We start from the raw sequence: 24,921 nt of genomic DNA, 5'->3' as shown, positions 1-24,921 counted from the left end.
GATTCGGTGATCCGGGAGGGGGTTTGCTACTCTTCTCGGGTCGCTGAGCCCCCGTAGCTCAGGGGATAGAGCACCGCCCTCCGGAGGCGGGAGCGCAGGTTCGAATCCTGCCGGGGGCACCTCACAGAAGACCTTCACGAGCCCGACAGCCGCCTTGGCTGCCGGGCTCGTTCCGTTTCCGGGCGAGCCGGCGTCCTTGACCACCGACCCACTGCTTTACTACGTTACTAGTAAAGCAGTGAGGAGCACCGTGTTCGTCTTCCGGCTCGACACCCACTCCGGCGTGCCGCCGTACCTGCAGCTCGTCCAGCAGGTCCGCCAAGCGGTGCTGCTGGGCTTCCTCCAGCCCGGTGACCGCCTCCCGCTCATCCGCGAGGTGGTCGAGGACCTGGCGATCAACCCGAACACCGTCGCCAAGGCGTACCGGCAGATGGAGCAGGAGAACCTGGTCACCGGCCGGCCCGGCCAGGGCACGTTCGTCACCGCGCAGCAGTCGGCCGTGATGTCGGCGTCGACGTACACGTCGCTGCGCCGCGGCCTGGAGAGCTGGTTGCGCCGCGCCTACGCGGCCGGCCTCGACGAGCAGGCGGTCGACGCGCTCTTCACCTCCGTCCGCCGGCAGACGAGAAACGAGGACGTGGCGTGACAGCTACCGGGTTCGCGCTGCGCACCGACGGTGTGGGCAAGCGGTACCGGAAGGGCTGGGCGCTGCGCGACTGCACCCTGGCCCTGCCGACGGGCGGGGTGATCGCCCTGGTCGGACCGAACGGCGCGGGCAAGACCACGCTGCTGCGCCTGGCCGTCGGGTTGCTGGCACCCAGCACCGGCACGGTGGAGGTCCTCGGCCAGGACGTCACCGCGAGCACCCCGCAGACGCTGTCCCGGGTCGGGTTCCTGGCCCAGGACCACCCGCTGTACAAGCGCTTCACCGTCGCCGAGATGCTCCGCTTCGGCCGGGCCTGCAACAGGCGGTTCGACCAGCGGCTGGCCGAACGCCGGTTGGCCAAGCTGGGCATCCCGCTCGACCGCAGGGCCGGCACGCTCTCCGGCGGCCAGCAGGCCCAGGTCGCGTTGGCCCTGGCCCTGGCGAAGCGGCCGGACCTGCTCGTCCTCGACGAGCCGGTGGCCAGCCTCGACCCGTTGGCCCGGCACGAGTTCCTGCAGGTCCTCATGGGGGCGGTGGCCGAGGGCGGGGTGACAGTCCTGTTCTCCTCCCACGTCGTGCACGAGCTGGAGCGCGTCTGCGACCACCTCGTCGTGCTCAACCAGGGCCGGGTCACGCTCACCGGTGACATCGACACCCTCCTCGCCGAGCACCGGCTGCTCGTTGGCCCGCGAACGACGAACGACCTCGACCGGGCCGGCGCGGTCGTGGAGGCCGTCCACAGCGACCGGCACACGACCCTGCTGGTACGCGACGGCGGGCTCCCGGCCGCGCCCGGGTGGCAGGCCCAGCCGGTGGCGCTGGAGGACCTGGTGCTGGCGTACCTGCGGCGGCCGTCCGAACCCGGCGCCGCGGTCACGTCGGAGGTGGCGGCATGACGTGGGTGATCTGGCGCCAGCACCGGGCCGAGGTCTGCGTCCTGGCTCTGCTCGTCGGACTGTTCGGCGCCGCCCTGCTCGTACTCGGGACGCAGGCCCACGACCTGTTCCCCGGCGGTCCCGCCCGGTGTGCCGGAGGAGCCGGTGTCGACGAGGCCTGCGCCGCCTCCTTCCGCCGGCTCGACGAGGAGTACGGGTACGTCGAGAACCTCCTGGCGGCCTTCTACCTGGTTCCCGTCGTCATCGGCGCGTTCCTCGGCGCGCCGCTGCTGGCGCGCGAACTGGAGGACGGCACCTGGCAGCTCGCGTGGACGCAGGCCGTACCGCGGATGCGCTGGCTGGCGGCCAAGCTCGCGGCACTGGCCGGCGTCACCGTCGCGCTCACCGGGATGTTCACCGCGGTGCTCACCTGGTTCCGTCAGCCGTTCGACGCGTGGGAAGGGCGGTTCCAGTACGACGCCTTCGACCTGGAAGGGCTCGTTCCGGTGGCGTACGCGTTGTTCGCGTTCGGCGTCGCCACCGCCGCGGGGGCGATCCTGCGGCGCAGCCTGCCCGCGTTCGGCGTCGCGTTCGGGGCGTTCCTCGCCGCCCGGATGACTGTGGCGCTGCTGGCCCGGCCCGCGTACGCCACGCCGCTCACCACCATGGGGCCGGTGCCCGTCGGCGGCTCGACGGACCGGGCGGGGCACGGGCCCGCGCCCGGCGTCGCCGACTGGGTCATCGAACGCGGCTACGCCGACGCCGCCGGCCGCAGGCTGAGCGGCACCGAGTTCTCCGAGCTGGAGATCGCCGCCGACCGGGCCGGCACCAACCTCAACCAGTTCCTGCACGCACGGGGCATCCAGCAGTTCGGCGTCTACCACCCGGCCGACCGGTTCTGGACGTTCCAGATCGTCGAGGCGGCCCTGTTCCTCGCCGTCGCGGCGATCCTGATCGGTGTGGTGGTGTGGCGGGTCCGACGCCGGATGATCTAGGTACCGGGCGGCTTTCACCTTTGTCCCCCGATTCGGGGATGGGCAGGTCGTGACCTGGCTAACCTCGCGGTGAACGGGTCGAACCTCAGCACCTGCGAAGGTGAGCCAGTTGCCCGAGACGCCGTTGACCAACCGCCCCAAGATGCACACGGGCGTACCCTCCTCGCTGACCACCGCGCAGCGGTGGGTCCTGCGCGGCGTCGCCGTCGCGGACGCCCCCTGCGGTCTGTGGTTCCTCGAAGCGGTGGCCACCCGCACCGGCACCACGCCGGACGAGCCGGCCGGCGCGACGGTGGAGGAGCTGATCTCCCGCGGGTTCCTCGTCGACACCGCCGCCGGCCTGCGGCTGGCCTCGATCGCGCTGCGCGACGAGGTCCTGCGGGACACGCCGCCCTCGGTGCGCCAGGGCCTGCGCGAAGCGGCAGCCGAGGTGCTCGCCGACGCCGGGCGTCCCGCCCAGGCCGCCCGGCAGCTCCTCCTGGTGCTCCCGGCGGTGAGCCGGTCCGCCCGGGCGCTGGCCGCCCGGCTGGCGGCCGACGCGGCGGTCGGTCCGAGCCTCGCCGCGGATCTGCTGCTCGCCACACCCCCGCCCGGCCCGGCCGACGAGCGCCTGGCCTGGCTGGTCGACGTCGCCGACAACCTCTACCTGGCCGGCCGGGTGGACGAGACGCTGCGCATGCTGCACCGGGAGGTCGCGGTCGACAGGTACGGGCCACGCCAGCGGGCGATGCTGCTCGGGCGGCTCGGCGCCTACTACGCGACGCAGCGTCCCTCGCTGTCCCTGACGTACCTCGGGCAGGCGCTCAACCAGGAGCTGGACGCCGCCGGGCGGAGCTGGACGCTCACCATGCTGGCGTCGCAGGCGACCCGGTTCGGGCACCCCGACGCCGCCGAGCTGGTGGCGGCGGCGGAGCGGGCCCACGAGCGCAGCCCCTCCCCCGGCGGCGGTATCCGGCTGGCCCTGGCGCATGCGTCCCGGGCCACCGCCGCCGGCGACCTGCCCCGCGCCGCGCGGATCCTGCGGGAGGTGGACGCGGGCGAGCCCGTCGCCCGCGCCCAGGCGATCTTCCTGCGCGTCGACCGGGTGGTGAACCAGATCGCGCTCGGCCGGTACGTCGACGCGGCGACCGCGCTCGACAGCGTGGCCACGGAGATCGACACGCTCGGTGCGGTGGCGCAGCCGCTGGTGACCGCGCTGGACTGCGTCCTGCGGCTGACCACAGGTGAGCTGGCCGAGGCCGAGGTCCGGGCCCGTCTCGCGCTTACCGAACGCGGTGGCGCCCTGCCGGCGCAGGCCCGGGTGGACCTGCTCGCCACGGTCGTGGAGGTGCTGCTGCGCCGGGGTGAGGTGGCCGCGGCCCGGGAGCTGCTCGCCGGGGAACGCCCCGCCGTGGGCTGGCCGGACGAGATGCAGTGGTTTCGGCTCGGCTGCGCCGCCGCCAGCGACCCGGAACCGGGCCGGCACGCCGCGCTGCTGGGCGCCGCCTTCGCCGTGCCGGACCGCTCGGTGGCTCCCCTGCTGCTGGTGCCGCACCACGGCCCGCGACTGGTGCGCGCGGCCCTGGCGCTCGGTGACCGGCAGCGGGCCGAGACCCTCGCCGACCACCTGAAGCGGGCCGCCGGGACGACGAACAACGCGCTCTGGCGCGGGGTGGCGCACCAGGTCGACGGGCTGCTGACCGGCGATCCGGCGGCGCTGCGCGCGGCGGTACGGCTGCTGCGCACCACCTCCGCCCGGCCGGCCCTGGCCGACGCGCTGTACGACCTGGCGCGCTCGCCCGGGCTGCCGCCGGCCGAGACGTTCGACCTGCTGGCCGAGGCCGACGCGATGTACACCCGGATGGGTGCCGGCGGGACACGGGAGCACGACGGCCCGGCGGGCGACGAGGCCCGCCGTCCGGCCGTGGCCGCGCTGACGCCCGCCGAGGTACGGGTGGCCGAACTGCTCGCGGTCGGCATGACGAAGCAGGAGGCGGCCCGGGACCTGTTCGTCTCGTTCCACACCGTCGACACCCACCTGCGCTCGATCTACGCGAAGCTCGGTGTCCGCAACCGGGTGGAGCTGGCGCTGGTATGGGAGTCCCGGGAGGACGGCTGAGCGCGGACGACCCTGTGGCGTCCGCGCTCAGCCGTCGTTCTCAGTGCCGTTGCAGCGGGCTCTTCGTCTTCGGAAGCGCCTCGACCAGCTCGCGTGGCACGTTGATCGTGTCGGCGACCACCTCCGGCGGGATGTTCGCCAGCCACTGCGCGAGCGACACGTCCTCGAACTTCGCGGTCCGGAACAGCTCCAGGTAGACGAAGGGCTTGTCGCCGATGTTCTCGATGTAGTGGCCCATCGAGATCGGTACGTAGCCGACGTCGCCGGTCTCCATGTTGAAGGTGCGCGCGGTGGCGTGGTTGGCGAAGACGCCCATGCGTCCCTTGCCCGAGATCACGTACTGCATCTCCGCGCCGTTCGGGTGCCAGTGCAGCTCCCGCATCGCGCCGGGCTCGATCTCCACCAGCGCGGCGGTGGTGGTGATCGCCGCGGCGAAGTTGCTCGAGTCGGCGATTCGTACGCTGCCGCCCTCGAACTTCTCCGGCGTCTGCGCGAGGAGGCTGTGCTTGAACGTCCGGGGCACGTCGCCGGTGGGGCTGAACACCCGGTCCTCGGCCAGCGGTGGCGGGCTCTGACCCGGGAAGATGTAGCGTTCCGACTCGGGCGGGAAGTTGGCCATCTGCTGCATCGTCCAGCCGAAGTTCTTGGCGATGACCTCCCTCGGCACATGCGCGAAGAAGTCCGTGACCTGGAACGTTCCGTCCTCGGAGTAGCAGCCGTCGTCGAAGACGAGCAGGAACTCCACGCCCTCGTCGTGGGCCTGGATGTGGTGCGGGATGCCGGCCGGAAAATACCAGAGGTCCCCGGCCTTGACGTCCTCCAGGAAGTTGCGCCCCTCCTGGTCCACAGCGGCGATCCGGCAACTGCCGGACAGGATGAAGGCCCATTCGGACTGGATGTGCCAGTGCAGTTCCCGGTAGGCGCCGGGGTCGAGCTTCATGTTCACGATCGCCAGGTCGTGGGCGATCGGCAGCAGGCGGTTCGTGACCTCCCGGGTCCAGCCGCCGCTCTCCCGGCGGGTGTGGGCCAGCGAGAACGGGAACACCAGGTTCGGCATGAGGCCGTGGTCGGTCGACGGCGGGTTCACCAGGTCCGGGTGGGTGTCGTCGATCGCCGGGTTGCGCGGAACGGTGCCGACCATCGAGTGGTCCTTCGCCGATCCCTTGCCGACGGAGTCAGTGGATCTGGGCATGACGGATGTCCTTCCGGGTGAGGGCCGCCGGCTCGGTGGCCCGGGACGGGACGAACAACGCCCGCAGGTGCTCCGGGCTCTGAACGGCCACCGCGAGCGGAATCGCGACACAGAGGAACAGCGACGCCGCGATGCTCCAGAACGGAGCATCAGTGGCGACTCCGGCGACGGCCAGGGCCGCGATCGAATAGAACGTGACGCGGATTCTGGCGACGGGGAGCACGAACATGCGCTCGGCCTCCTTCGGCTTCGAGTCTCGCCGTCGAGACGCAATTGCGATGCTGCCGAACCGGATGCCGATGGTGAATAACGCGATCGCGCCATTCACCGGAAACGACAGGAAACACTTTTCCCGGCACTTTCCCGCATCGCGTGCCCCCACGGTTTCACGGGCGCAGCCGGGGGTAGGGAGGGCGATGCCCAACGACGCTGAGGATCGCTGGCGGGTAGGGGAATACGACTTCCACGTACCGCTTCTGGCACTTGCGCTCGCCACCGGCCTCGCCGGCGTTGTCGACGCTTTCTCGTTCCTCAGGTACAAGGTGTTCGTGGGTATTCAGACCGGCAACGTGGCGTTCGTCGGAATGGGGGCCGCCGATCACTTTCCGCCCTGGCCGGCCGCGGTGGCGTCGCTTGGCGCGTTCGGCCTCGGCGGTCTGCTCGGCGCCGGTATCCGCCGCCTCCGTCCGGCCGGTCCGCTCACCCCGCCGGGCATGGAACTGCTCGCCATGCTGGCGCTGCTCGTGCTCTGGGGGCTGGTGGACCGGTCGCTCGACTCGGGGCGCGACTCGATGACCGAGCGCACGGTCCTGACCGCGCTGCTGGCGTTCCCGGTCGGCATCCTCGGCGGGTTGATCGTCCGCACGTTCGGCGTGCAGACCGCCACGTCGTACCAGACCGGAACCGTGCTGCGGACGACGAAGGGCATCGCGGACTGGGTGTTCGAGCCGGAGGGCCGGGCCGCGGCCGGGCGGCTCGCCGCGACCGGCCTGCTCTGCCTGGTCAGCTACGCGATCGGTGGGTTCGTGGGCGCGGCCACCGAGGCCCGCCCGATCTGGACGATGATCGTCACCTGGGGCCTGGCCGTGGTGCTCGTCGCGTCCACCTGGGGCAAGCACCCGCCGGCGGCGGTGACCCGGCGGCGCTGACGGGGACCGGCCTCAGCCGGCTTCGCGGCGGGCCTTGGCGCGGCGCTTGCCCTCGTGCATCGCCTGCACCCGGGCCACCGGGATGGTCCGTCCCTGCTCGACCAGGTCCGCCGGCAGGCGCTGCGGCGCGGGCAGCGCCTCCGCCCAGGGATCCCGGTCGCCCAGCAGAGCGGGCACGGTCCGCACGGTGAAGTCGGCCGGGCTCGCCGACTCCAGGTCGGTCCAGCCCACCGGGTACGACACCGGGGCGCCGGGCCGGATCCGAGGGCTGTAGGCGGCCACCACAGTCGCCCCGTACGCCCGGGTGGAGTCGACGAAGACGCGGCCGCCGCGGTCGGCGACGATGAACGCGGTGGTCGCGGCCGCCGGATCGAGCCGTTCGGTACGGGCGGCGAGCGCCCGGGTCGCGGCGGCGGCCTCCTCCGCCGTGGTGGCCGGGTCCACGGGCACGATCACGTGCAGCCCCTTGGCGCCGCTCGTCTTCACCGCGCCGGCCAGCCCGGCGTCGGCGAGCGCCTGCCGCACCAGCAGCGCGACCCGCACCACGGCACCGAACGCGTCCCCCTCCGGGGGATCGAGGTCGAGCACCAGGTGGGTCGGGTGCTCGGACTGCCCGGCGGGGGCGAGCGTCGGGTGGTACTCCACGGCACGCTGGTTGGCGAACCAGAGCAGCGTCCGGCGGTCGTCGCAGAGCGCGTACGAGATCCGCCGGTGCGACGCCTCCGCCCACACCTCGGTGCGGCGTACCCAGTCGGGCGTGTACTTCGGCAGGTTCTTCTGCATGAACGGTTCCTGGCCGGGCCGCACCCGCAGCACCGACAGCGGCCGGTCCCGCAGTTCCGGCAGGATCCGGTCAGCCATCGCGTCGAGGTAGTCGACCAGGTCGCGTTTCGTCGCCCCGGCGCCGTCGAACAGCGACTGGTCGAGGTTGGTCAGCGACACTCCGGCCCGGGTCTCGTCGGCGGCACCCATCGGACCACCTTCCCGGGCCGGGCCCGGCTCGGCAACCCCGACACGGTGCCCGGCGCGCTCCGGTGGCCGGCACCTGCGACGATCGAGGCGTGGGCGAGCAGGAGGCGAACCGGTGCGGGTCCGGCCCGGCGGAGCAGGCGAACGCCTGCACCGTGCGGGAGGCGCTGGACCGGGTGGGCGGTAAGTGGGCCATCGGCATCCTGATCGCCGCCTCGGCCGGCCCGGTCCGCTTCACCGAGCTGGAGCGCCGGGTGGAGGGGATCAGCCGCCGGATGCTCACACTGACGCTGCGCAACCTGGAGCGGGACGGGCTGCTGAACCGGCACGTCCACCCCTGCGTGCCGCCGAAGGTCGAGTACACGGCCACCCCGATGGCCCGGGAGCTGCACGACTCGCTGGTGGCGCTGACCAGCTGGGCCGAGCGGCACCGGGAGGCGATCAGCGCGGCCCGGGCCGCGTACGACCGCAGGCACGGCCACCCGCCGGCCTGACTCAGCCCTCCACCCGCTGCGCCCAGTCGATGTGGTGGCCGAACAGCCAGGCCTGGGCGGCGCCGCCGTTACGCGCCAGGTATCGGGCGGCGAGCGGCATGCCGAGGTCCCGGACGAGCCGCCCGACCGGTCCGGCGACCTTCGTGGTGCTGGTCCGCCGTCCCTGCGCGACCACCCGCTCCACCCGGTCGCGGCGCAGCCGCTCGTAGGCCCGGAACGCGGCCGGCACGTCCGGCAGGTCGCGCAGGCAGCGGGCGAGCTGGACGGCGTCCTCGAAGGCCATCGCCGCGCCCTGCCCGGAGGAGGGGGCGGCGGTGTGCGCCGCGTCGCCGATCACGATCATGCGGTCGCGGTGCCAGACCGGCACCGAGGGCAGGTCGTACGTGGGCCAGCCGTACTCGATCCGCGCGGTGTGGTCGAGGATCGTCGTCGCCGGTCCCGGATCGCCGGCGAGCAGCGCGCGCAGCCGGGACCGGGCCTCGTCCGGGCCGATCGCGGCGAGGTGTTCCCGGCTCGGCTCGTCCGGCTGCGGCGGGTTGGCGAACCACCAGACCTCGTCCTCCCCCACCACGATCCAGCAGAAGAAGCAGCGCCGGCCGAACATCATCTGCATCACGCCGCGCTCGTCGGGCAGGCGCAGCCCGCGGGCGAAGCCGCCGGCGTTCAGCAGCGGCACGTAGCGGGGCGCGGGGGCGGCCGGGTCGATCAGCGCGCGGACCCGGGAGCGCAGCCCGTCGGCGCCGACCAGCAGGTCACCGTGGGCGGTGCGGCCGTCGGCGAACCGGGCGGCCACACCGCCGTCGGTCGGGTCGGCGCCGGTCAGGCGCGCGCCGTGGACGAACTCGACGCCCCGGCGCAGCGCCTCGTCGCGCAGCGCGCGGTAGAGGTCGGAACGCCCGACGGTACGGCTGCCGGGGGCGCCGAACTCGGCGAGCCGGCGTCCCCTGTGGTTGTGCATGAGCATCCGGGGTGTCGGGTGTCCGAGCCCGGCCACCAGGTCGTCGAGGTCGATCGCGCGCAGCGCGTCGAGCCCGTTTGCCGAGAGCGTGAGGAAGGCGCCCACTCCGACCGCGTCCCGCGGGTACGCCTCGTACACCGCAGCGTCGATGCCGGCGCGCCGCAGCGCCATGGCGGCGACCGGGCCGGCCAGTCCGGCACCGACGACGACAGCTTTAGTCATGCCATGACTATACATAAAATGACTATGGCGCGGCAGAGGGCACCTAGGGTGGGGCCATGACGGTTCGTCGCTCGCCGCTGGCGATGATGGTGCTGGCCCTCCTGGTCGAGGAGCCGATGCACGCGTACCGGATGCAGCAGCTCATCCGGGAGCGGGAGAAGCACGACGTGGTGAACGTCGCGCAGCGCAACAGCATCTACCAGACCATCGAGCGGCTGCGCCGCGACGAGCTGATCCGGGTGGCCGAGACCAGGCGCGAGGAGGGGCGGCCGGAGCGCATCGTGTACGCGCTCACACCGGCCGGCCGGAGCACGCTCGACGGGTGGCTCGCCGACGCGCTCGCCACCCCCGCCCGGGAGTTCCCGGAGTTCCCCGCCGCGCTGTCGTTCCTGCCGATCCTGCCGCCCGAGGAGGCGGCCCGGCGGCTCGACCAGCGGGCCGGCGCCATCGAGGCACGGTTGCGTGAGCGTGAGGCGGCGCTGGCCGGGGTACAACTCCCCCGGCTCTTCCTGGTCGAGGACGAATACCAACTGACGCTGCTCCGCGCCGAACTGGACTGGGTACGCGCGCTCGTCGCCGACCTGCGCTCCGGCGCGCTCACCTGGTCCGGTGAATGGCTCGCCGACTGGACCGGGACACCGGCCTGACCTGCGGGAACGTGCCGTTGTGGCGAACGCCACGCGGCGGATCTGACCGATCGGTCAGCACCTGACCGATCGGTCAGGCATGCTGGATGACATGGCGCGACCCACCCCCGCCACCCACGACGAGCTGCTGGCCGCTGCCGCTCGCCGGTTCGCCGTCACCGGATACAAGGGCACCTCACTGCAGGACATCGCCCGCGACGTCGGCTGCTCCAAGGCGACGGTGCTCTACCACTTCGCCAGCAAGGAAGCCCTGCTCTGCGAGCTGATGGCACCGGCCATCACCATGCTGGAGGAACTGGACGTCCGGATCGCCGCACACACCGGCGCCGAGGCCCAGCGCGTCGCCGCGGACGGCTTCGTCGACCTGGCGGTCCGCTTCCGCCGGGAGATCGCGCTGCTGCGGGGAGAGTTCCCCGACCTGCTCCAGCAGCCCGCGTTCGCCCACATCCAGCAGATCTCCGAACAACTGGTCGCCGCGTTCGCCGGCTTCTCCGATCGCCCGGAGGCACGCGTCGCGGCGCTCGTCGTGCTCGCCGGGATCGCCGAGACCTGCGGCGAGTTCCTGGACATCCCCGGCGACCAGCTGCGACCCGCGCTGCTCGCCGTGGCGTACCGCGCGCTCGAAGTCACCACCTGATCCGTTTCTGCGAGGACAAGGAAGGTCCATGGCGACCCTGCTGTACCGGCTCGGCCGGGCATCCCTGCGCCGGCGGCGACTCGTCGCCGTCGTCTGGCTCGTCGTACTCGTCGGCCTCGGCCTGGCCGCGGCCACGCTGCGAGGCCCGACGGCGAGCAACTTCACCATGCCGGGCACCGAGTCGCAGAAGGCGATCGACCTGCTCGCCGACCGCTTCCCGGCGGCCAGCGGCGCCACCGGCACCATCGCGATCAAGGCGCCACAGGACGGCGCGCTGACCACGCCCGCCGGACAGGCCGTGGTCAAGCAGGTCACGGAGGAGGCGGCCACGCTCCCGGGCGTGGTCGGCGCGGTCGACCCGTACCAGGCCCAGGCCCTCACCCCGGACGGCCGGTACGCGCTGATCCAGGTGCAGTTCGCCGGCGGCGCGGACGAGGTCACCGACGAGCAGCGCGAGGCGTACGAGAAGGTCGGCGCCCAGGCCGAGACGCAGGGCTGGCAGATCGCGCCCGGCGGCGAGGTGCTCAACGGTGAGCCGGAGGTCGGCTCGACCGAGGCGATCGGCGTGCTGGTCGCGGCGATCGTCCTGGTGATCACGTTCGGCTCGCTCGTGGCGGCCGGGATGACCATGCTGAACGCGCTGATCGGTGTCGGCGTCGGCATGGCCGGTCTGTTCGCGCTCAGCGGCGCGGTCGAACTGACCAGCACCGCGCCGATCCTGGCGCTGATGCTCGGCCTCGCGGTCGGCATCGACTACTCGCTGTTCATCACCTCCCGGCACCGGCAGAACCTCCTCGACGGACTCTCCCCGGAGGAGGCGGTCGGCCGCGCGGTCGGCACCGCCGGTTCGGCTGTGGTCTTCGCCGGCGCGACCGTCGTGGTGGCGCTCGCCGGCCTGGCCGTGGTGGGCATCCCGTTCCTCACCGTGATGGGCCTGGCCGCCGCCGGCACCGTCACCGTGGCCGTGCTGGTGGCGATCACGCTGGCCCCGGCGCTGCTCGGCTTCGCCGGCCACAAGGTGCTGCCGCGCAAGCTGCGTGACCGCAAGGCGGTCGAGGACCCGGCCACCGGCTCGGAGGACCGCTCCGGCTTCGGCTTCCGCTGGGCGCGGTGGGTGACCCGGTTCCGTATCCCGGTGATCCTGGTCGGCCTGCTCGGCCTCGGCCTGCTCGCGATCCCGGCGCAGGACATGCGCCTGGCGCTGCCGGACGCGTCCGCCGCCGCCGAGGGCACCCCGGCCCGGGTCAGCAGCGACCTGATCCGCGAGGGCTTCGGCCCCGGCTTCACCGGCCGGCTCGCGGTCGTGGTGACCGCCGACTCGCCGCAGGACACCCAGGCCGCCATCCCGCAGGTGACCGCTCTGGTCCAGAAGACCGACGGGGTGCTGGCGGTGGCCCCGCCGCAGGTCGACCCGTCGGGGCGTACCGCGCTGATCGGGGTGATCCCGAAGTCCGGCCCGACCGACGAGGCCACCGAGACGGTGGTGCACGACATCCGTAAGCAGGTCTCCGGCATCCAGAACGCCGACGTGCTGCTCACCGGCGTCACCGCGGTCGGCATCGACGTGTCGGAGAAGCTCTCCGACGCGCTGCCGGTCTACCTGCTGCTGGTGGTGGGCCTGTCGATCCTGCTGCTGATGCTGGTGTTCCGGTCGATCCTGGTGCCGGTCAAGGCGGCGCTGGGCTTCCTGCTCACCGTGGCGGCCACATTCGGCATCACCGTGGCGGTGTTCCAGCAGGGCCACCTGGCCGACCTGGTCGGCCTGGACACCCCGGCCCCGCTGGTCAGCTTCCTGCCTATCCTGCTCATCGGCATCCTGTTCGGCCTGGCCATGGACTACGAGGTCTTCCTGGTCTCCCGGATGCGCGAGGACTTCGTGCACGGCGACACGGCTCAGCAGGCCACCATCAACGGCATGGGGCACGGCGCCCGGGTGGTCACCGCCGCCGCGCTCATCATGATCTCGGTGTTCGGCGGCTTCGTCTTCCTGGAGGACCCGATCATCAAGTCGATGGGCTTCGCGCTCGCGATCGGTGTCGCCATCGACGCGTTCGTGGTCCGGATGACGATCGTGCCGGCGGTGATGTCGTTGCTGAACAACGCCGCCTGGTGGCTGCCGCGCTGGCTGAACAAGATCCTGCCCAACGTGGACGTCGAGGGCGAGGGCCTGCGGGCCCACCTCGCCGAGAAGCAGCACGCGAACGTGTGAGCCGCACGGGTGGGGCCCCGCGGGGCCCCACCCGGTCACACCCCCGCCGGGTACGTCTCCATCTCGCCCGGCGTCACGCGCGCCGGCAGCGGGTGCAACGCCGTCGTCTCGTCGCACCAGATGAACGCGTCGTAGCGCTCACCCAGCCGGGTCGGCACGTAGTTGCCCCAGGACTCGAAGCTCGGGTCGTACACCACCCCGATCGCCCGGTGGTCCGCCTCGCCGGTCACCCATTCCGGCTGGTCGTCGCCGCCGAACACGAGCACCGCCCGGTCCGGCATCAGCTCGTGCAGCCGATGCTCCACCGAACCCTCCCGGGCCGGCGGCACCACCATCGTCTCGGCCGGTGAGCCCCAGCGCGGCGCGGCGACCACGCTGCCGTGCCAGCTGCCGAAGCCGATCAGTGCCACCGCGTCCCGGCCGTGCCGTTCCCGGCCGAGCTGCCCAATGTTGACCATGCCGTCCGCCGCCATGTCGGTGGCCCGGGCGTCGCCGACGTGCGTGTTGTGCGCCCACACGATCCCCCGCGAGCCCGGCCCGTACCGGTCCAGCAGCCGGTCGAGCGTGTCGGCCATGTGGACGTCGCGGACGTTCCACGACTCGGGGCCGCCGCCGACCATGGACCGGTAGTACCGTTCCGCGCCGGCCACCACCTCCGCGTTCTGCCAGGCCGAGAAGCGGTCCGGGCCGTCCGCGGCGGCCTGTTCCCGGGTACGCGCCAGCAGCCGTACCACCTCCTCCTCGCACCGCGCGGAGACGAACCGGCTGGCCATCCCGTACTCCTCGACCCGTTTGCCGTACGGCTCGAAGCAGCGGTACGCCTCCTGGGCCGCCTCCAGCGAGGCCGGGTCCTCCTCACCGAGGTAGTCGAAGATGGCCTGCATCGACTCCCAGAGGGAATACACGTCCAGGCCGTGGAAACCGGCCCGCTCCCCCTCGGGGCATTCCAGGTTCCACGCCCGCAGCCAGCGGCAGAAGCGGGCCACCTCGGCGTTCGCCCACATCCAGGTCGGCCAGCGTTCGAACCGTTCCAGCGCGACGAGCGGATCGGCCAGACCGCCGGGCGCTCCCACCACCGATCGGTGCACCCGGTCGCAGTCCGGCCAGTCCCCCTCCACCGCCACGAAGTCGAAGCCCTGCTCGGCGATGAGCCGCCGGGTCAGCTGTTCCCGCAGCCGGTAGTAGTCGTAGCTGCCGTGCGTCGCCTCGCCGATCATCACCACCCGGGCGTCCCGTACGCGGTCCAGCAAGGGGTCGAAGTCGCTCGGCGCGCCGAGCCGCTGTACCAGCATGTCCGCGGCTACCCGGGGCCCGCCGGGGCAAACCGCCGGGGCCGGGAGCGGCATTCCCGCCGCCGGCTCCGGGCCGGCGGCGGGAATGCCGCCGGGCTCAGCGGGTAGCCGGGCGGCATGACCGTCACCGGCGCGCAGTTGCAGGAGTTCCTGGCCGGGCTGGACTACCCGGTCTCCCGGGAGGACCTGGTCCGCTGGGGCCAGGAGAACGGCGCGAGCACCGAGGCGCTCCAGGCGTTGCGATCCCTGCCGGCCGAGGAGTTCCAGTCCCCCACCGAACTGGGCGAGGCGATCGTCACCCTGGCCGGCGCCTGACCGACGGGTGTCAAGAAGGGCCCCTTCCTCTACCGGAGGCGTTGATAAGGTGCCCTTCCTTACAGCTCGACGGTGCGGGCCTGGGCGCGGGCGGTCTGCGCGGCGTCCAGCACGGCCACCACCTCGCGCCCGAACCGCACGTCGCAGCGGTGGTCGCGGGTGCCGGCGTCGACCTCCTCCAGCAACTGGTCGAGCGCGGCGCCGAACGCCTGGAGCGCGCTGCCGCCGCCGGGCGGGACGGTCTCGGTGCCGTTCTCGCCGAAGAAGACGAAGTCCCGGGTGACCGCCTCGGACGGCGCGTCCAGGGTCAGCGACAGCGAACTGGTCGCGCCGCCGTCGTGGGTGAGCAGCAGGTGCACCAGGCCGCTCGGGCCGTCCATCGCGGCGACCCGGGTGACCCGGCCGAGCACCGGCAGGATCAGCGACAACGCGTGCGGGCCGATGTCCCAGAGCGCACCGCGCTCCCGCCGCCAGGTCGAGTCGCCGTACGGGTTACCCGGCTGGAAGATCGACGCGAACATGGTGGCGCGGGCGTGCTGCCAGCCGCCGGCCGCCGCGGTCGAGGCGAGGAAGCCGGTCACGTTCGGGTGGAAACGCTGGGTGAAGAAGACCACCGAGGCCACCCCGGACGCCTGCGCCGCGTCGACCACCCGGTCGGCGTCGGCGAGGTCGAGCGCCAGCGGCTTGTCCAGCAGCAGGTGCCGCCCGGCGGTGGCGGCCCGGACGGCAATGTCGGCCTGCACGTCCGGCGGGAGCGCCACCGCGACCGCGTCGGCGGCGTCGATCAGCGCGTCCACGTCGGTGAAGGCCGGTACGCCGTACCGGGTGGCCAGTTCCTCCGCCTTCGCCGGGTTCCGCCCCCAGACACCGGCGAGCCGGGCCCGCGGGTGTGCCTCGATGGCCGCGGCGTGCGTCTCCGCCGCCCAGTAACCAGTGCCGAACAACCCGAACCGCACCCCGACCCCCTGCCGTCCACGTCCGCCACCGGCGTACGCCGGGACCGTGATCCACGCTAGTCGCCGGACCCGTCCGGCGCGCCCCGACCCGGCGGGCGAGCCGCTACTACACGGATTAGTAGGCTGTGCCGGTGAACGACACCGTGTCGACGACCAGTGCGGCAGCCGCCTCTCCGGTGGACGGGCCGCTCGCCACGGTCGCGATCGTGATCTCGCTGGCGGTCGCCGTCTGGGCCCTGGTGGCGGCGGTACGCCACCGGCCGCCGGACCGGATCCAGTTCGTCGGCCTGGCCGTGCTGGAGGTGGCGCTGCTCGCGCTCACCGTGACGGCCCTCGTCGCGCTCGGCGGCGGGGAGCGGCCGGGCGAGCCGGGTGCTTTCTTCGGTTACCTGGCGACGCTCGTCTGCCTGCCGCCGCTGGCCTGGGTGCTGGCCCGGATGGAGCCGACCCGCTGGGGCTCGGGCATCGTCTGCGCGATCTGCCTGGTCACGCCGGTCGTGGCGGTACGGCTGCAGCAGACCTGGGAGGTCCTCGGTGGCTGAGTCCACGACCGAGCAGCGCGCCACCAACCGCGGACCGGGCCGGCTGCTGATCGCGGTCTACATCGTCTTCGCCATCGCCGCGACCTCGCGGGCGAGCTTGCAGATCGCCACGAAGTTCGACGAGGCGCCGGTGGCGTACCTGCTCTCCGCGGTGGCGGCACTGATCTACATCGTGGCGGCGGTCGGGCTGGCCCGGGCCGGGCACGCCGGCCGCCGGGTCGCGCTGGCCTGCTGCACAGTCGAACTGGTCGGGGTGCTCGGGGTGGGTGTGCTGAGCATCGCCGACAAGGAGCTGTTCCCGGACGAGACGGTCTGGTCCGACTTCGGCAGCGGCTACGGCTACGTGCCGCTGGTGCTGCCGGTACTCGGCCTGTTCTGGCTGTGGCGCACCCGGCGCGACCCCGCCTGAGCGGGCCCGCGCCGGGTCGGGCCGATCAGTCCTTCGGACCGCCGGCGACGTAGATGACCTGGCCGGAGACGAAGGACGCGCCCTCGCTGGCCAGGAACGAGATGGTGTGCGCCACGTCCTCCGGGCGGCCGGGACGGCGGACCGGGATCTCGGCGGCGGCGTGCTTCTGCAGGTCGTCGAAGTCGACCTTCATCCGGGCCGCGGTGGCAGCGGTCATGTCGGTGACGATGAAGCCCGGCGCGACCGCGTTGACTGTCACCCCGAACGGGCCCAGCTCGATCGCCAGCGTCTTGGTGAAGCCCTGGAGGCCGGCCTTGGCGGCCGAGTAGTTGGCCTGGCCCCGGTTGCCGAGCGCGGACGTGCTGGACAGGTTGACGATCCGGCCCCACTTCGCCTCGACCATGTGCTTCTGCGCGGCCTGGCTGAACAGGAACGCCCCGCGCAGGTGCACGCCCATGACCGTGTCCCAGTCGCCCTCGGTCATCTTGAACAGCAGGTTGTCGCGCAGCACGCCCGCGTTGTTGACGAGCACTGTCGGTGCGCCCAGTTCGGCGGCGATCCGTTCCACTGCGGCCTCGACCTGGGCCCGGTCGGACACGTCGGCGCCGACACCCAGCGCCCGGCCGCCGGCCGAGCCGATGGCGTCCACCGTCTCCTTGGTGGCGGACTCGTCGATGTCGACCACGGCTACGGCCATGCCGTCGGCCGCCAGCCGGCGGGCGGTCGCGGCGCCGATGCCGCGTGCGGCTCCGGTGACGATGGCGACGCGGGGCTCCTCCGACATGCTTACCTCCCGGTAACTTGTGGCTCGATCGAAGGAGCTTAACCCGCCGGTACGCCGCCCCCTACCGCTCGTGTCCCCGGCAGAGCCGGATCCACCGGTAGCCGTACCCGCCGAGCTTGAGCCGGTCGAGCTTGCCCACGTCCTCGTAGTTGCGGTCGCTGAGCACGTCGATCGGCAGGTCCGCCTCCGGCGCCAGCGTGCTCAGGTCCACCTCCACGTCCTCGGTGCCGAGATTGTGCAGGAAGACCATGGTCCCGGTACGCCCGTCGGCCCGGTGCGCGAGCACGCCCGACGGCATCGGCACATCGATGTACGTGGTGCTGCCCGAGCCGGTCTCCGGTGCCTCCCGCAGCGTCCGGATCATCCGCTCGAACCAGCCGAGCAGCGAGCGCGGGTCCTTGCGCTGGGCGGTGACGTTGACCTTCTGGTAGCCGTACTCGCCCTTGTCGATCACCGGGCGGACCAGCTTCTCCGGCTCCGCGGTGGAGAAGCCGGCGTTGTCGGCGTACGACCACTGCATCGGGGTACGGATCGCGTCGCGCCCGTCCAGCGACAGGTCCTCCCCCATGCCGATCTCCTCGCCGTAGCGCAGCACGGGGGTGCCACGCAGCGAGAACTGCAGCGAGTACGCCAGCTCGATGTGCCGGCGGTCGTTGCCGAGCATGGGCGCCAGCCGGCGGCGGATGCCCCGGCCGTAGAGCTGCATGTTCTCGTCCGGGCCGAACTTCGCCAGCACGTCGTTGCGCTGGTCGGCGGTGAGCCGTGACAGGTCGATCTCGTCGTGGTTGCGCAGGAACGTGGCCCACTGGCCGCCGGTGGGCAGCTTCGGGGTGTCGCGCAACGCCTCGATGATCACCTCCGGGTCCTCCCGGGCCAGGGCGAGCATCAGCCGGCCGTTGAGCATGAAGTCGAACAGCATGTGGATCCGGTTGCCCGAGCCGCTGCCGTCACCGAAGTAGACGGGCAGCTCGTCCGGCTCGACGTTCGCCTCGGCGAGCAGGACCGCGTCGCCGCGCCGCCACTGCACGTGCTGGCGCAGGTCGGTGAGGAAGTCGAAGTCCTTGGGTGAGTTCGGGTTGCCCGGCTCGGTGCGCTCGATGATGAACGGCACGGCGTCCATCCGGAAGCCGGAGACGCCGAGCTGGAGCCAGAACGAGGTGATCTTCTTGATCTCCGCGCGGACCTTGGGGTTCTCGATGTTCAGGTCCGGCTGGAACTTGTAGAAGCGGTGGTAGTACCACGCCTTGGCGGTCCGGTCGTACGTCCACGTCTCGTGCTGCTCGCCCGGGAACACCATGCCCTGGTGGCGGTCGGCCGGCTCGTGGTCGGCCCAGACGTACCAGTCCCGGTACGGCGAATCCGGCGAGGAGCGGGCGGACTGGAACCACGGGTGCTGGTCGGAGGTGTGGTTGACCACCAGGTCGATGATCACCCGGATGCCCCTGTTGCTCGCCTGGTGCAGCAGTTCGGCGAAGTCGCCGAGGGTGCCCAGTCGCGGGTCGACGTTGTAGAAGTCGGTCGCGTCGTACCCGTCGTCCTCGTTCGGCGAGGGATGGATGGGGTTCAGCCAGAGGCACGTCACCCCGAGCCGGGCCAGGTAGTCCAGGCGCCCGATCACGCCCTGGAAGTCACCCACCCCGTCGCCGTCGGAGTCCGCGAAAGTGTCCACGTCGAGGCAGTAGACGACCGCCTCCTGATACCACCTGTCACCCATGCGAGGACTACTTCTCCGAACGCGCGCGGCGGCAAACCCGGTACGGTGCTCCGATGAGCGAGGAGGCGTACGACTGGTCCGCCGGCACCTGGCTGAACCCGCCGGAGCGGGCCGAGCCGGACGGTCGCGGCCTGCTGGTCGAGCCGCGCGGCGGCAGCGACTTCTGGCGGCGCACCAGCTACGGCTTCGTGCACGACGACGGCTCGGCGCTGCTCGCGCCGTTCGGCGTGGACAGCGCCGTGGAGGTGTCGTTCCTGCTCGACTACGCGGCCCAGTTCGACCAGGCCGGCGTGCTGGTCCGGGTGGACGAGCGGCGGTGGACCAAGGCCGGGGTCGAGGTGAGCGACGGCGTCCCGCAGGTCGGAGCAGTGGTCACCGACGAGTTCTCCGACTGGTCGGTCGCGCCGGTGCCGCAGTGGTCGGGCCGTGAGGTCACGGTCCGGGTGAGCCGGGCCGGCGACGCGCTGACGGTACGGGCCCGGTGTGACGACGAGCCGTGGCGGCTGGTCCGCGTCGCCCCGCTCGATCCGGCGGCGCAGGCGTCGGCCGGGCCGTACTGCTGTTCGCCCAGCCGGGGCGGCCTGGTGGTCCGCTTCACCGGCTGGCGGCGGGGTCCGGCGGACGCGGCGCTGCACCCGGAGGGCTGAGTCACAGGTGTGGCGGCAGCCGGTCCGGGTAACACTTCCGGATCTCCGGCTCTCGCGTGGAAGGACCGCCATGGCCCTGGCCCAGGACGTCGACCCGAACCAGTTCACCGGGCTGACCGGGTGGGTGGCGAGCGTGATCGACTCGTTCGGCGCGGTCGGTGTGGCGCTGCTGGTGGCGCTGGAGAGCATCATCCCGCCGATCCCGAGCGAGATCGTGCTGGCGATGGCCGGCTACCTGTCCGCCGAGGGCCGGTTCAACGTGGTGCTGATCGTGGTCGCCGCGACAGTCGGCTCGCTGCTCGGCGCGCTGGTGCTCTACTGGCTCGGCGCGGCGCTCGGCGAGGACCGGCTCAAGCGCTGGCTGGACCACATTCCGCTGGTCGACCTGGAGGATCTGGAGAAGGCCGACCGCTGGTTCGAGCGGCACGGCCGGTGGGCGGTGCTGATCGGCCGGGTGGTGCCTGTGGTGCGCAGCCTGGTCTCGATCCCGGCCGGCGCCAACCGGATGCCGCTGGGCGAGTTCATCCTGCTCACCACGCTCGGCAGCGGCGTGTGGAACGCCCTGATCGTCGGCGCCGGGTTCGCTCTCGGGTCGCGGTGGGAGGACGTCGACAGGTACAGCTCGTGGTTCAACTACGCGATCTTCGCCGTCTTCGGTTTCATGATCGTCAGCTGGGCGGTGAAGAAGGTGCGCCGGCGGCGCGCCCGGCAGTCGGTGACCACCGGGCGCTGACCGCCGCGCGGGCTCAGAATCCGGCGGTGATGCCGGTGAACTCCCAGGTGTTCTGCGCGATGCCGGAGCAGTTGGCGACCACGCCCCCGCCCGGGCAGGGCCGGTCCCGGTTGACCGACCAGAACGTGAACCGGGCCAGGCCGCGCGCCTTGGCCCAGTCGCGGATCTGCGTCCAGGTGGCCGGCGAGGTCAGCTCCTGCTGGTCGGAGAGGCCGTTCATGCCGGACAGGCCCATGTGCGCGTACGCGGTGGCGTCGGACCAGCCGAACGCGTTGCGCAGCGCGGTCTTCAGGCCCTCGGCCGCGTTCACCGTGTTCTGGTACATGTTCGCGCCGCCGCCGAAGTCGAACGGCATGATGGTGAACACGTCGATCCCGGTGCCCTTGGCCGCGGCCTGGTTGATCAGCCGGGTGCCGTAGTACGACGGCCCGGTGGTCGACGTGCCGAACGTGATGATGGTCTTGATCCCCGGATTGTTCTGCTTGACGATCTTCAGGGCGTCCAGGATGCGGTCCTGCACCACCTCGTTCTCGAACTCGTCGCTGTTCTCGATGTCGATGTCGATCGCCTTCAGCCCGTACGCGTTGATGACCTGCTGGTACGCGCCGGCCAGGGCGGCGGCGGTCGAGCAGTTCGGGCCGAGCTTGTTGCCGCTCCACCCGCCGAAGGACGGGATGACGTCGCCGCCGGCCGCCTTGATCGCCGCGATGGTGGCCGCGTGCGTGCCGCCGGTCAGCGGGCCGGTGCCGTCCCAGGCCGGGGTGCAGCCGCCGCCGGAGAGCACGAACGCGATGGTGAACCACTTGATCCCGGTCGCGCCCATCACCGTGGCGGGCGCGGGCGGGTCGCCCCAGCCCGGGTAGAGGTACGGCGCGGCGGCCATGGCACCGCCGCCGCCACCGGTGCAGCCGCTGGTGGTGGCCGCTACCGCCGCCGACTTCGCCGACTCGCCGCTGCCGTTGTACGCGGTCACCGTGTAGCTGTGCCCGCTGCACGCGGCCAGCCCGGAGACGGTGGCCGAGGTGCCGGTGACGGTGGCCTTGACGGTGCTGCCCTCGTACACCCGGTAGCCGGTGACGGTGCCGGAGACCGCGTTCCAGGCGAGCGACACCGAGGACGCGGTGGTGCCGGTGACCCGCAGTCCACCGGGGGTGGCGGGCGCGCCCGGGTTGCCGGGGTTGCCGCCGCCGGTGCAGGAGGCGCCGTTGACGGTGCAGTTCACCGGGTCGCCGGTGCCGCTGACGACGAAGCCGAAGCTGGTGCTGGCACCGGGGGCGAGCGCGCCGTTCCAGGACTGGTTGACGGCGGTGACGTGCTGGCCGGAGGTGGTGAGGCGGGCGTCCCAGAACGAGCCGAGCGCGCTGCCGGCGGGCAGGTCGAACTGGACGTTCCACGAGGAGATGGCGGCGGAGCTGTCGTTGGTGACGGTGAACCGGGCCTCGTACCCGCTGCTCCAGCTGGAGGTGCGGACGAAGGCCGCGGTGGCGGCCGAGGCGTGCGGGGCGGCGAGCAGGGCACCGGCGACCACGGCGGTGGTCAGCGCGGCGGCGAGCGTCGCCAGGCGGGGGCGGAGTCTCACGGCGTCCTCCAGGGGACGGGCGGGGGTGGAGAGGGATTCACAACCGTCGACGTGCGCCTATTATTAAGAGTGTTAACTGTTTCTGTCCAGCACCGGTTCGACGCGACCCGGACCGAGGCCCGGGCCGCGTCCCGACCGGCCTCAGCGGCGGAAGGTGAACCAGTTGACGTTGACGAAGTCGGACGGCTGACCGCTGCTGAACGTCAGGTAGACGGTGCGCCGCCCGGTCACCGCGCTGACGTTGCCGGGCACCGAGCGCCAGGTCTGCCAGCCGCCGGTGTTGCCGACCGCGAAACTGCCGATCGGCGGCGCGGTCGGGCTGTCCACCCGGACCTCCACCAGCCCGCTCACCCCGGACGCCGCGCCGGAGGCGACCCGGGCCACGAAGTCGCGCGGCGGCGTGGAGCCGAAGTCGACGTTGTCGTAGCGGGCCCAGTCGCCGTTGGCGAGCCAGCCGATGTCCTGGCCACCCTCGGCGCACGTCTCCACCTGCACGCCGTTCTGCGCGTTGAACGACTCGGCCTGGATCGTCGAGTAGGCGTCACGCACTCCGCCCGGTGGCGGCGTGGTCGGCGTCGGCGACGGGTTGCTCCCGCCACCGCGGGTGTAGACGGCCACGTAGTCGACGAGCATCGACCGGCCGGGCACGGTCGACGCGGTCGGCGTCGCCGAGCCGGCCACGCCGTCCGGGAAGCCGCCGCCCATCGCCACGTTGAGCAGCAGGAAGTAGCCGGCGTGGTTGGTCATCTGACTCCAGTACGGCTCACCGATCTGGTTCTGCCCGACGGTGTGGAAGAGCTGACCGTCGACGTACCAGCGCAGTTGCTGCGGGCTGATCGAGGCGTCCCACTCGAACCGGTAGGTGTGGAACGCCGACTGGCAGGTGCTGCCCGGACAGGCCCGGGACGCGCCGATGCCGTTGAACTCCCCACACGGGCCGCCCGGCGCGACGCCGCAGTGCAGCACGCCCCAGACCGAGTTGATCCCGTTGACGTTCTCCATCACGTCGAACTCGCCGATGCCCGGCCAGTTCTGGTAGTTGCCCCGGTACGGCGAGCCGAGCGCCCAGAACGCCGGCCAGTACCCGGACGCCGCCGCCCCCGTCACGTTCGGCATCTGGATCCGGCCCTCCAAGGCCAGCACGCCGCCGGTCGGCGGCTTGAAGTTCGAACGCACCGTCTCGATCCGGGCCGAGGTCCAGCGGCCGGCGGAGTCCCGCAGCGGCGTGATGCGCAGGTTGCCCGAGCCGTCGTGGGCCAGGTTGGCGGTGCTGGAGGTGTAGGTCTGGATCTCGCCGGTGCCCCAGTTGGCCGGGCCGCCCGGGTAGCTGGTGCCGGTGTCGATGATCCAGTTGGCGGACGAGGGCAGCGTGCCGGCGGAGCCGGTGAAGTCGTCGCTCCACACCAGGTTCCACCCGGACGGCGTCGGGGGCACCGCGGCCTGGGCGGTCATCGAGACGCCCGCGAGCGCGGTGGTGAGCGCGAGGACGCCGGCGGCCAGGGCGAGCCGGCGGCGTGGTCGGGGCACGGTGGCGGGGGCGGCCGCAGCCGCCGGGATCGGGTTCATCGGGGTGCCTCTCTGCGGGGACGGGTCCGGGAGAGCGCTCTCTGAGAGCGATTTCTACGCGCCCGCCCCCGCATTTGTCAACGCTTGTCGATGGCCGCCGCCGGCTGCGGCCGGCGCAGCACCACCTGCTCCAGCGCGGTCCACGCCGTGGTGGTGACCAGATAGAGCACCGCCGCCAGCGGCACCACGAGCGCCACCAGCACCGTGCCGTACGGCAGCAGCGGCAACAGCCGCCCGAGCACCGCCGCGCCCGGGCCCTCGGTGGGCGTCCCGGCCACCGTGCCGGTGGCGGCCGCCGCCCGGCGCATCCGCCGCGACGACCACCAGGCCAGCGCGAGCAGCGCGGCCAGCAGCACCCCGAACACGAGCAGCACCGGACCGGACAGCCCGTCGCCGAGGTGCCACCCCAGCGGTACGCCGGCCAGCCGCTCCCCCAGCAGCTGCGGCGCGCCGTCACCGGTGGCGAACAGGCGGTACATGACAAGGAAGAACGGCGCCTGCAACAGCGCCGGCAGGCAGCCCGCGACCGGGCTGGCCCCGGCGTTGCGGTAGAGCGCGAACACCTCGCTCTGCAGGCGGGACGGGTCGTCGGCGTACCGGCGCTGGAGTTCCCGTACCTCGGGGGCGAGCGCGGTGCGACGCCGCTCCCCGCGGACCTGTGCCACCGTCAGCGGCGAGATCAGCAGCCGGACGGCGACGGTGAACAGGACGATGGCGGCCGCCGTGGCGGCGCCGCCGGTGAGCGGGGCGAGCACGTCGGCGAGCCAGGTGACGACGGTGGCGGCGGCCGAGGCCGCCGAGTGCAACGGTGCGAAGGCGAGCATGGGTGGACCCCTCGATGGCGATTCCGGGTGTCCCGGGCGGCGACGTGCGCGCGGCGGGACGGATGACGACGGAATCGGCCGCGAAGCCGGGGAGAGAGCGGCGGCCCGCCGGCGCGGGCCGGAAGGAGGTGGCTACGCGGCCGAGGGGCGCAGGCCGGGTGCGCGGGGGCGCGGACGCCCCGGCGCGTCCGGGTCGACCTGCCGGGGCACCCCACGACGGCGGGCGCGGGCCCGTAGTGCGGCGGCGAACCGGGTGCCGGGCGGCGTGGGCAGCGCGCGGACGCGCAGCGCGAGCAGGGTCGCGAGCAGCAGCGCGGCGACGACCGCCGCACCGGCGAGCAGCCCGGCCGGCCGGTCGGCGAACAGGGTGAGGGCGTAGGCCCACGCCCCCGTCAGCACCGCCAGCATCCCTGTCACGAGCCCACCCTAGCCCGCCGTGTCACGCACCGGGGCCCCTGCGCGCACGCCGA

Annotated in this window: 26 protein-coding genes and 1 tRNA gene; 15 read left to right on the top strand and 12 right to left on the bottom strand. The window is 72.5% G+C overall.

All coding sequences use genetic code 11. From position 1 onward, the window contains the following. The first annotated feature begins 47 nt into the window (after positions 1-47). The 5 genes from O7607_RS17620 to O7607_RS17600 all read left to right on the top strand — a co-directional run bounded on the left by O7607_RS17620 (position 48) and on the right by O7607_RS17600 (position 4,614). A tRNA-Arg gene (locus tag O7607_RS17620) sits at positions 48-119 on the top strand. Between the two features lie 131 nt (positions 120-250). After that, a complete protein-coding gene (locus O7607_RS17615; protein WP_269707009.1) occupies positions 251-646 on the top strand; it encodes a GntR family transcriptional regulator in 396 nt (131 codons plus the stop codon). Next, entirely contained in the window at positions 643-1,542 is a 900-nt protein-coding gene (locus O7607_RS17610) for an ABC transporter ATP-binding protein (RefSeq protein ID WP_269704326.1), read from the top strand. Before O7607_RS17615 ends, O7607_RS17610 begins: the two co-directional genes overlap by 4 nt. Then, positions 1,539-2,516: an ABC transporter permease subunit gene (locus O7607_RS17605; RefSeq protein WP_269704324.1), complete on the top strand. Its 978-nt coding sequence runs from the start codon at positions 1,539-1,541 to the stop codon at positions 2,514-2,516. The genes O7607_RS17610 and O7607_RS17605 overlap by 4 nt, the downstream gene beginning before the upstream one ends. A 100-nt stretch (positions 2,517-2,616) precedes the next feature. Next, the gene (locus O7607_RS17600; protein ID WP_269704322.1) at positions 2,617-4,614 is read left to right on the top strand and encodes a helix-turn-helix domain-containing protein; all 1,998 of its coding nucleotides are present in this window, start codon (positions 2,617-2,619) and stop codon (positions 4,612-4,614) included. 40 nt (positions 4,615-4,654) lie between these two features. Here the strand turns inward: O7607_RS17600 and O7607_RS17595 are convergent, their stop codons facing one another. After that, positions 4,655-5,806 carry a cupin domain-containing protein gene (locus tag O7607_RS17595; protein ID WP_269704320.1) on the bottom strand — a complete coding sequence of 384 codons (1,152 nt, stop codon included), beginning with the start codon at positions 5,804-5,806 and terminating at the stop codon, positions 4,655-4,657. Further along, positions 5,790-6,230: a hypothetical protein gene (locus tag O7607_RS17590; RefSeq protein WP_269704318.1), complete on the bottom strand. Its 441-nt coding sequence runs from the start codon at positions 6,228-6,230 to the stop codon at positions 5,790-5,792. The genes O7607_RS17595 and O7607_RS17590 overlap by 17 nt, the downstream gene beginning before the upstream one ends. On the opposite strand from O7607_RS17590, the gene O7607_RS17585 reads away from it, so the two are divergent. Further along, positions 6,223-6,954, top strand: coding sequence for a DUF1275 family protein (locus O7607_RS17585; protein WP_269704316.1), 732 nt, complete (start codon positions 6,223-6,225; stop codon positions 6,952-6,954). The two genes, O7607_RS17590 and O7607_RS17585, sit on opposite strands and share 8 nt — an antisense overlap. 12 nt (positions 6,955-6,966) lie before the next feature. Here the strand turns inward: O7607_RS17585 and ligD are convergent, their stop codons facing one another. Continuing rightward, complete coding sequence (ligD, locus tag O7607_RS17580) at positions 6,967-7,926, bottom strand: non-homologous end-joining DNA ligase (protein WP_269704315.1); 960 nt, start codon at positions 7,924-7,926, stop codon at positions 6,967-6,969. Between the two features lie 89 nt (positions 7,927-8,015). Between ligD and O7607_RS17575 the strand changes: the two genes are divergently transcribed. Beyond that, complete coding sequence (locus O7607_RS17575; RefSeq protein WP_269704313.1) at positions 8,016-8,417, top strand: winged helix-turn-helix transcriptional regulator; 402 nt, start codon at positions 8,016-8,018, stop codon at positions 8,415-8,417. 1 nt (position 8,418) lies between these two features. Here the strand turns inward: O7607_RS17575 and O7607_RS17570 are convergent, their stop codons facing one another. Further along, the gene (locus O7607_RS17570; RefSeq protein ID WP_269704311.1) at positions 8,419-9,597 is read right to left on the bottom strand and encodes an FAD-dependent oxidoreductase; all 1,179 of its coding nucleotides are present in this window, start codon (positions 9,595-9,597) and stop codon (positions 8,419-8,421) included. A 56-nt stretch (positions 9,598-9,653) separates the two neighbouring features. On the opposite strand from O7607_RS17570, the gene O7607_RS17565 reads away from it, so the two are divergent. The 3 genes from O7607_RS17565 (at position 9,654) to O7607_RS17555 (ending at position 13,090) form a co-directional block, all read left to right on the top strand. Beyond that, on the top strand, positions 9,654-10,244 hold the full coding sequence (locus tag O7607_RS17565) for a PadR family transcriptional regulator (RefSeq protein WP_269704310.1): 591 nt from the start codon (positions 9,654-9,656) through the stop codon (positions 10,242-10,244). Positions 10,245-10,335: 91 nt separating this feature from the next. After that, complete coding sequence (locus tag O7607_RS17560; protein ID WP_269704308.1) at positions 10,336-10,881, top strand: TetR/AcrR family transcriptional regulator; 546 nt, start codon at positions 10,336-10,338, stop codon at positions 10,879-10,881. Positions 10,882-10,909: 28 nt separating this feature from the next. Continuing rightward, the gene (locus O7607_RS17555) at positions 10,910-13,090 is read left to right on the top strand and encodes an MMPL family transporter (RefSeq protein WP_269704306.1); all 2,181 of its coding nucleotides are present in this window, start codon (positions 10,910-10,912) and stop codon (positions 13,088-13,090) included. A 35-nt stretch (positions 13,091-13,125) separates the two neighbouring features. On the opposite strand, the gene O7607_RS17550 is transcribed toward O7607_RS17555, so the two are convergent. Next, positions 13,126-14,382: an erythromycin esterase family protein gene (locus tag O7607_RS17550; protein WP_269704304.1), complete on the bottom strand. Its 1,257-nt coding sequence runs from the start codon at positions 14,380-14,382 to the stop codon at positions 13,126-13,128. 117 nt (positions 14,383-14,499) lie between these two features. On the opposite strand from O7607_RS17550, the gene O7607_RS17545 reads away from it, so the two are divergent. Beyond that, positions 14,500-14,697 (top strand): DUF2795 domain-containing protein, encoded by a 198-nt coding sequence (locus O7607_RS17545; RefSeq protein WP_043328589.1) that lies wholly within the window; start codon positions 14,500-14,502, stop codon positions 14,695-14,697. A 59-nt stretch (positions 14,698-14,756) separates the two neighbouring features. Here the strand turns inward: O7607_RS17545 and O7607_RS17540 are convergent, their stop codons facing one another. After that, positions 14,757-15,653 (bottom strand): Gfo/Idh/MocA family protein, encoded by an 897-nt coding sequence (locus O7607_RS17540; RefSeq protein ID WP_269704302.1) that lies wholly within the window; start codon positions 15,651-15,653, stop codon positions 14,757-14,759. Positions 15,654-15,784: 131 nt separating this feature from the next. On the opposite strand from O7607_RS17540, the gene O7607_RS17535 reads away from it, so the two are divergent. Both O7607_RS17535 and O7607_RS17530 read left to right on the top strand, forming a co-directional pair. Continuing rightward, positions 15,785-16,195 carry a hypothetical protein gene (locus O7607_RS17535; RefSeq protein ID WP_442929489.1) on the top strand — a complete coding sequence of 137 codons (411 nt, stop codon included), beginning with the start codon at positions 15,785-15,787 and terminating at the stop codon, positions 16,193-16,195. Beyond that, on the top strand, positions 16,188-16,604 hold the full coding sequence (locus O7607_RS17530; RefSeq protein WP_269704300.1) for a hypothetical protein: 417 nt from the start codon (positions 16,188-16,190) through the stop codon (positions 16,602-16,604). Before O7607_RS17535 ends, O7607_RS17530 begins: the two co-directional genes overlap by 8 nt. A 25-nt stretch (positions 16,605-16,629) precedes the next feature. Here the strand turns inward: O7607_RS17530 and fabG are convergent, their stop codons facing one another. Beyond that, complete coding sequence (fabG, locus tag O7607_RS17525) at positions 16,630-17,388, bottom strand: 3-oxoacyl-ACP reductase FabG (RefSeq protein ID WP_013288301.1); 759 nt, start codon at positions 17,386-17,388, stop codon at positions 16,630-16,632. Between the two features lie 61 nt (positions 17,389-17,449). Then, positions 17,450-19,102, bottom strand: coding sequence for an alpha-amylase family protein (locus O7607_RS17520; protein WP_269704298.1), 1,653 nt, complete (start codon positions 19,100-19,102; stop codon positions 17,450-17,452). Positions 19,103-19,155: 53 nt separating this feature from the next. Between O7607_RS17520 and O7607_RS17515 the strand changes: the two genes are divergently transcribed. After that, positions 19,156-19,749 (top strand): DUF1349 domain-containing protein, encoded by a 594-nt coding sequence (locus tag O7607_RS17515; protein ID WP_269704296.1) that lies wholly within the window; start codon positions 19,156-19,158, stop codon positions 19,747-19,749. 70 nt (positions 19,750-19,819) lie between these two features. After that, a complete protein-coding gene (locus O7607_RS17510; protein ID WP_269704294.1) occupies positions 19,820-20,482 on the top strand; it encodes a DedA family protein in 663 nt (220 codons plus the stop codon). Positions 20,483-20,495: 13 nt separating this feature from the next. On the opposite strand, the gene O7607_RS17505 is transcribed toward O7607_RS17510, so the two are convergent. The 4 genes from O7607_RS17505 to O7607_RS17490 all read right to left on the bottom strand — a co-directional run bounded on the left by O7607_RS17505 (position 20,496) and on the right by O7607_RS17490 (position 24,859). Beyond that, positions 20,496-22,061 (bottom strand): cellulose binding domain-containing protein, encoded by a 1,566-nt coding sequence (locus tag O7607_RS17505; RefSeq protein ID WP_269704292.1) that lies wholly within the window; start codon positions 22,059-22,061, stop codon positions 20,496-20,498. 141 nt (positions 22,062-22,202) lie between these two features. Beyond that, positions 22,203-23,627, bottom strand: coding sequence for a carbohydrate-binding protein (locus O7607_RS17500; protein WP_269704290.1), 1,425 nt, complete (start codon positions 23,625-23,627; stop codon positions 22,203-22,205). Positions 23,628-23,704: 77 nt separating this feature from the next. Next, positions 23,705-24,451, bottom strand: a complete 747-nt coding sequence (locus O7607_RS17495; RefSeq protein WP_269704288.1) for a YidC/Oxa1 family membrane protein insertase — start codon at positions 24,449-24,451, stop codon at positions 23,705-23,707. 132 nt (positions 24,452-24,583) lie between these two features. Next, entirely contained in the window at positions 24,584-24,859 is a 276-nt protein-coding gene (locus O7607_RS17490; RefSeq protein ID WP_269707008.1) for a DUF6412 domain-containing protein, read from the bottom strand. Positions 24,860-24,921: the final 62 nt, after the last annotated feature.

Source organism: Micromonospora sp. WMMA1949 (assembly GCF_027460145.1).
Taxonomy (GTDB): domain Bacteria; phylum Actinomycetota; class Actinomycetes; order Mycobacteriales; family Micromonosporaceae; genus Micromonospora.
This window is presented reverse-complemented; position numbering and strand designations above follow the sequence as displayed.

Coding starts and splice junctions, on each gene's coding strand:
- O7607_RS17545 (WP_043328589.1), top strand. CDS start 14,500: ATGACCGTCACCGGCGCGCAGTTGCAGGAGTTCCTGGCCGGGCTGGAC.
- O7607_RS17520 (WP_269704298.1), bottom strand. CDS start 19,102: ATGGGTGACAGGTGGTATCAGGAGGCGGTCGTCTACTGCCTCGACGTG.
- O7607_RS17510 (WP_269704294.1), top strand. CDS start 19,820: ATGGCCCTGGCCCAGGACGTCGACCCGAACCAGTTCACCGGGCTGACC.
- O7607_RS17560 (WP_269704308.1), top strand. CDS start 10,336: ATGGCGCGACCCACCCCCGCCACCCACGACGAGCTGCTGGCCGCTGCC.
- O7607_RS17565 (WP_269704310.1), top strand. CDS start 9,654: ATGACGGTTCGTCGCTCGCCGCTGGCGATGATGGTGCTGGCCCTCCTG.
- O7607_RS17515 (WP_269704296.1), top strand. CDS start 19,156: ATGAGCGAGGAGGCGTACGACTGGTCCGCCGGCACCTGGCTGAACCCG.
- O7607_RS17490 (WP_269707008.1), bottom strand. CDS start 24,859: ATGCTGGCGGTGCTGACGGGGGCGTGGGCCTACGCCCTCACCCTGTTC.
- O7607_RS17595 (WP_269704320.1), bottom strand. CDS start 5,806: ATGCCCAGATCCACTGACTCCGTCGGCAAGGGATCGGCGAAGGACCAC.
- O7607_RS17570 (WP_269704311.1), bottom strand. CDS start 9,597: ATGACTAAAGCTGTCGTCGTCGGTGCCGGACTGGCCGGCCCGGTCGCC.
- O7607_RS17605 (WP_269704324.1), top strand. CDS start 1,539: ATGACGTGGGTGATCTGGCGCCAGCACCGGGCCGAGGTCTGCGTCCTG.
- O7607_RS17555 (WP_269704306.1), top strand. CDS start 10,910: ATGGCGACCCTGCTGTACCGGCTCGGCCGGGCATCCCTGCGCCGGCGG.
- fabG (WP_013288301.1), bottom strand. CDS start 17,388: ATGTCGGAGGAGCCCCGCGTCGCCATCGTCACCGGAGCCGCACGCGGC.
- O7607_RS17550 (WP_269704304.1), bottom strand. CDS start 14,382: ATGCTGGTACAGCGGCTCGGCGCGCCGAGCGACTTCGACCCCTTGCTG.
- O7607_RS17495 (WP_269704288.1), bottom strand. CDS start 24,451: ATGCTCGCCTTCGCACCGTTGCACTCGGCGGCCTCGGCCGCCGCCACC.
- O7607_RS17500 (WP_269704290.1), bottom strand. CDS start 23,627: ATGAACCCGATCCCGGCGGCTGCGGCCGCCCCCGCCACCGTGCCCCGA.
- O7607_RS17585 (WP_269704316.1), top strand. CDS start 6,223: ATGCCCAACGACGCTGAGGATCGCTGGCGGGTAGGGGAATACGACTTC.
- ligD (WP_269704315.1), bottom strand. CDS start 7,926: ATGGGTGCCGCCGACGAGACCCGGGCCGGAGTGTCGCTGACCAACCTC.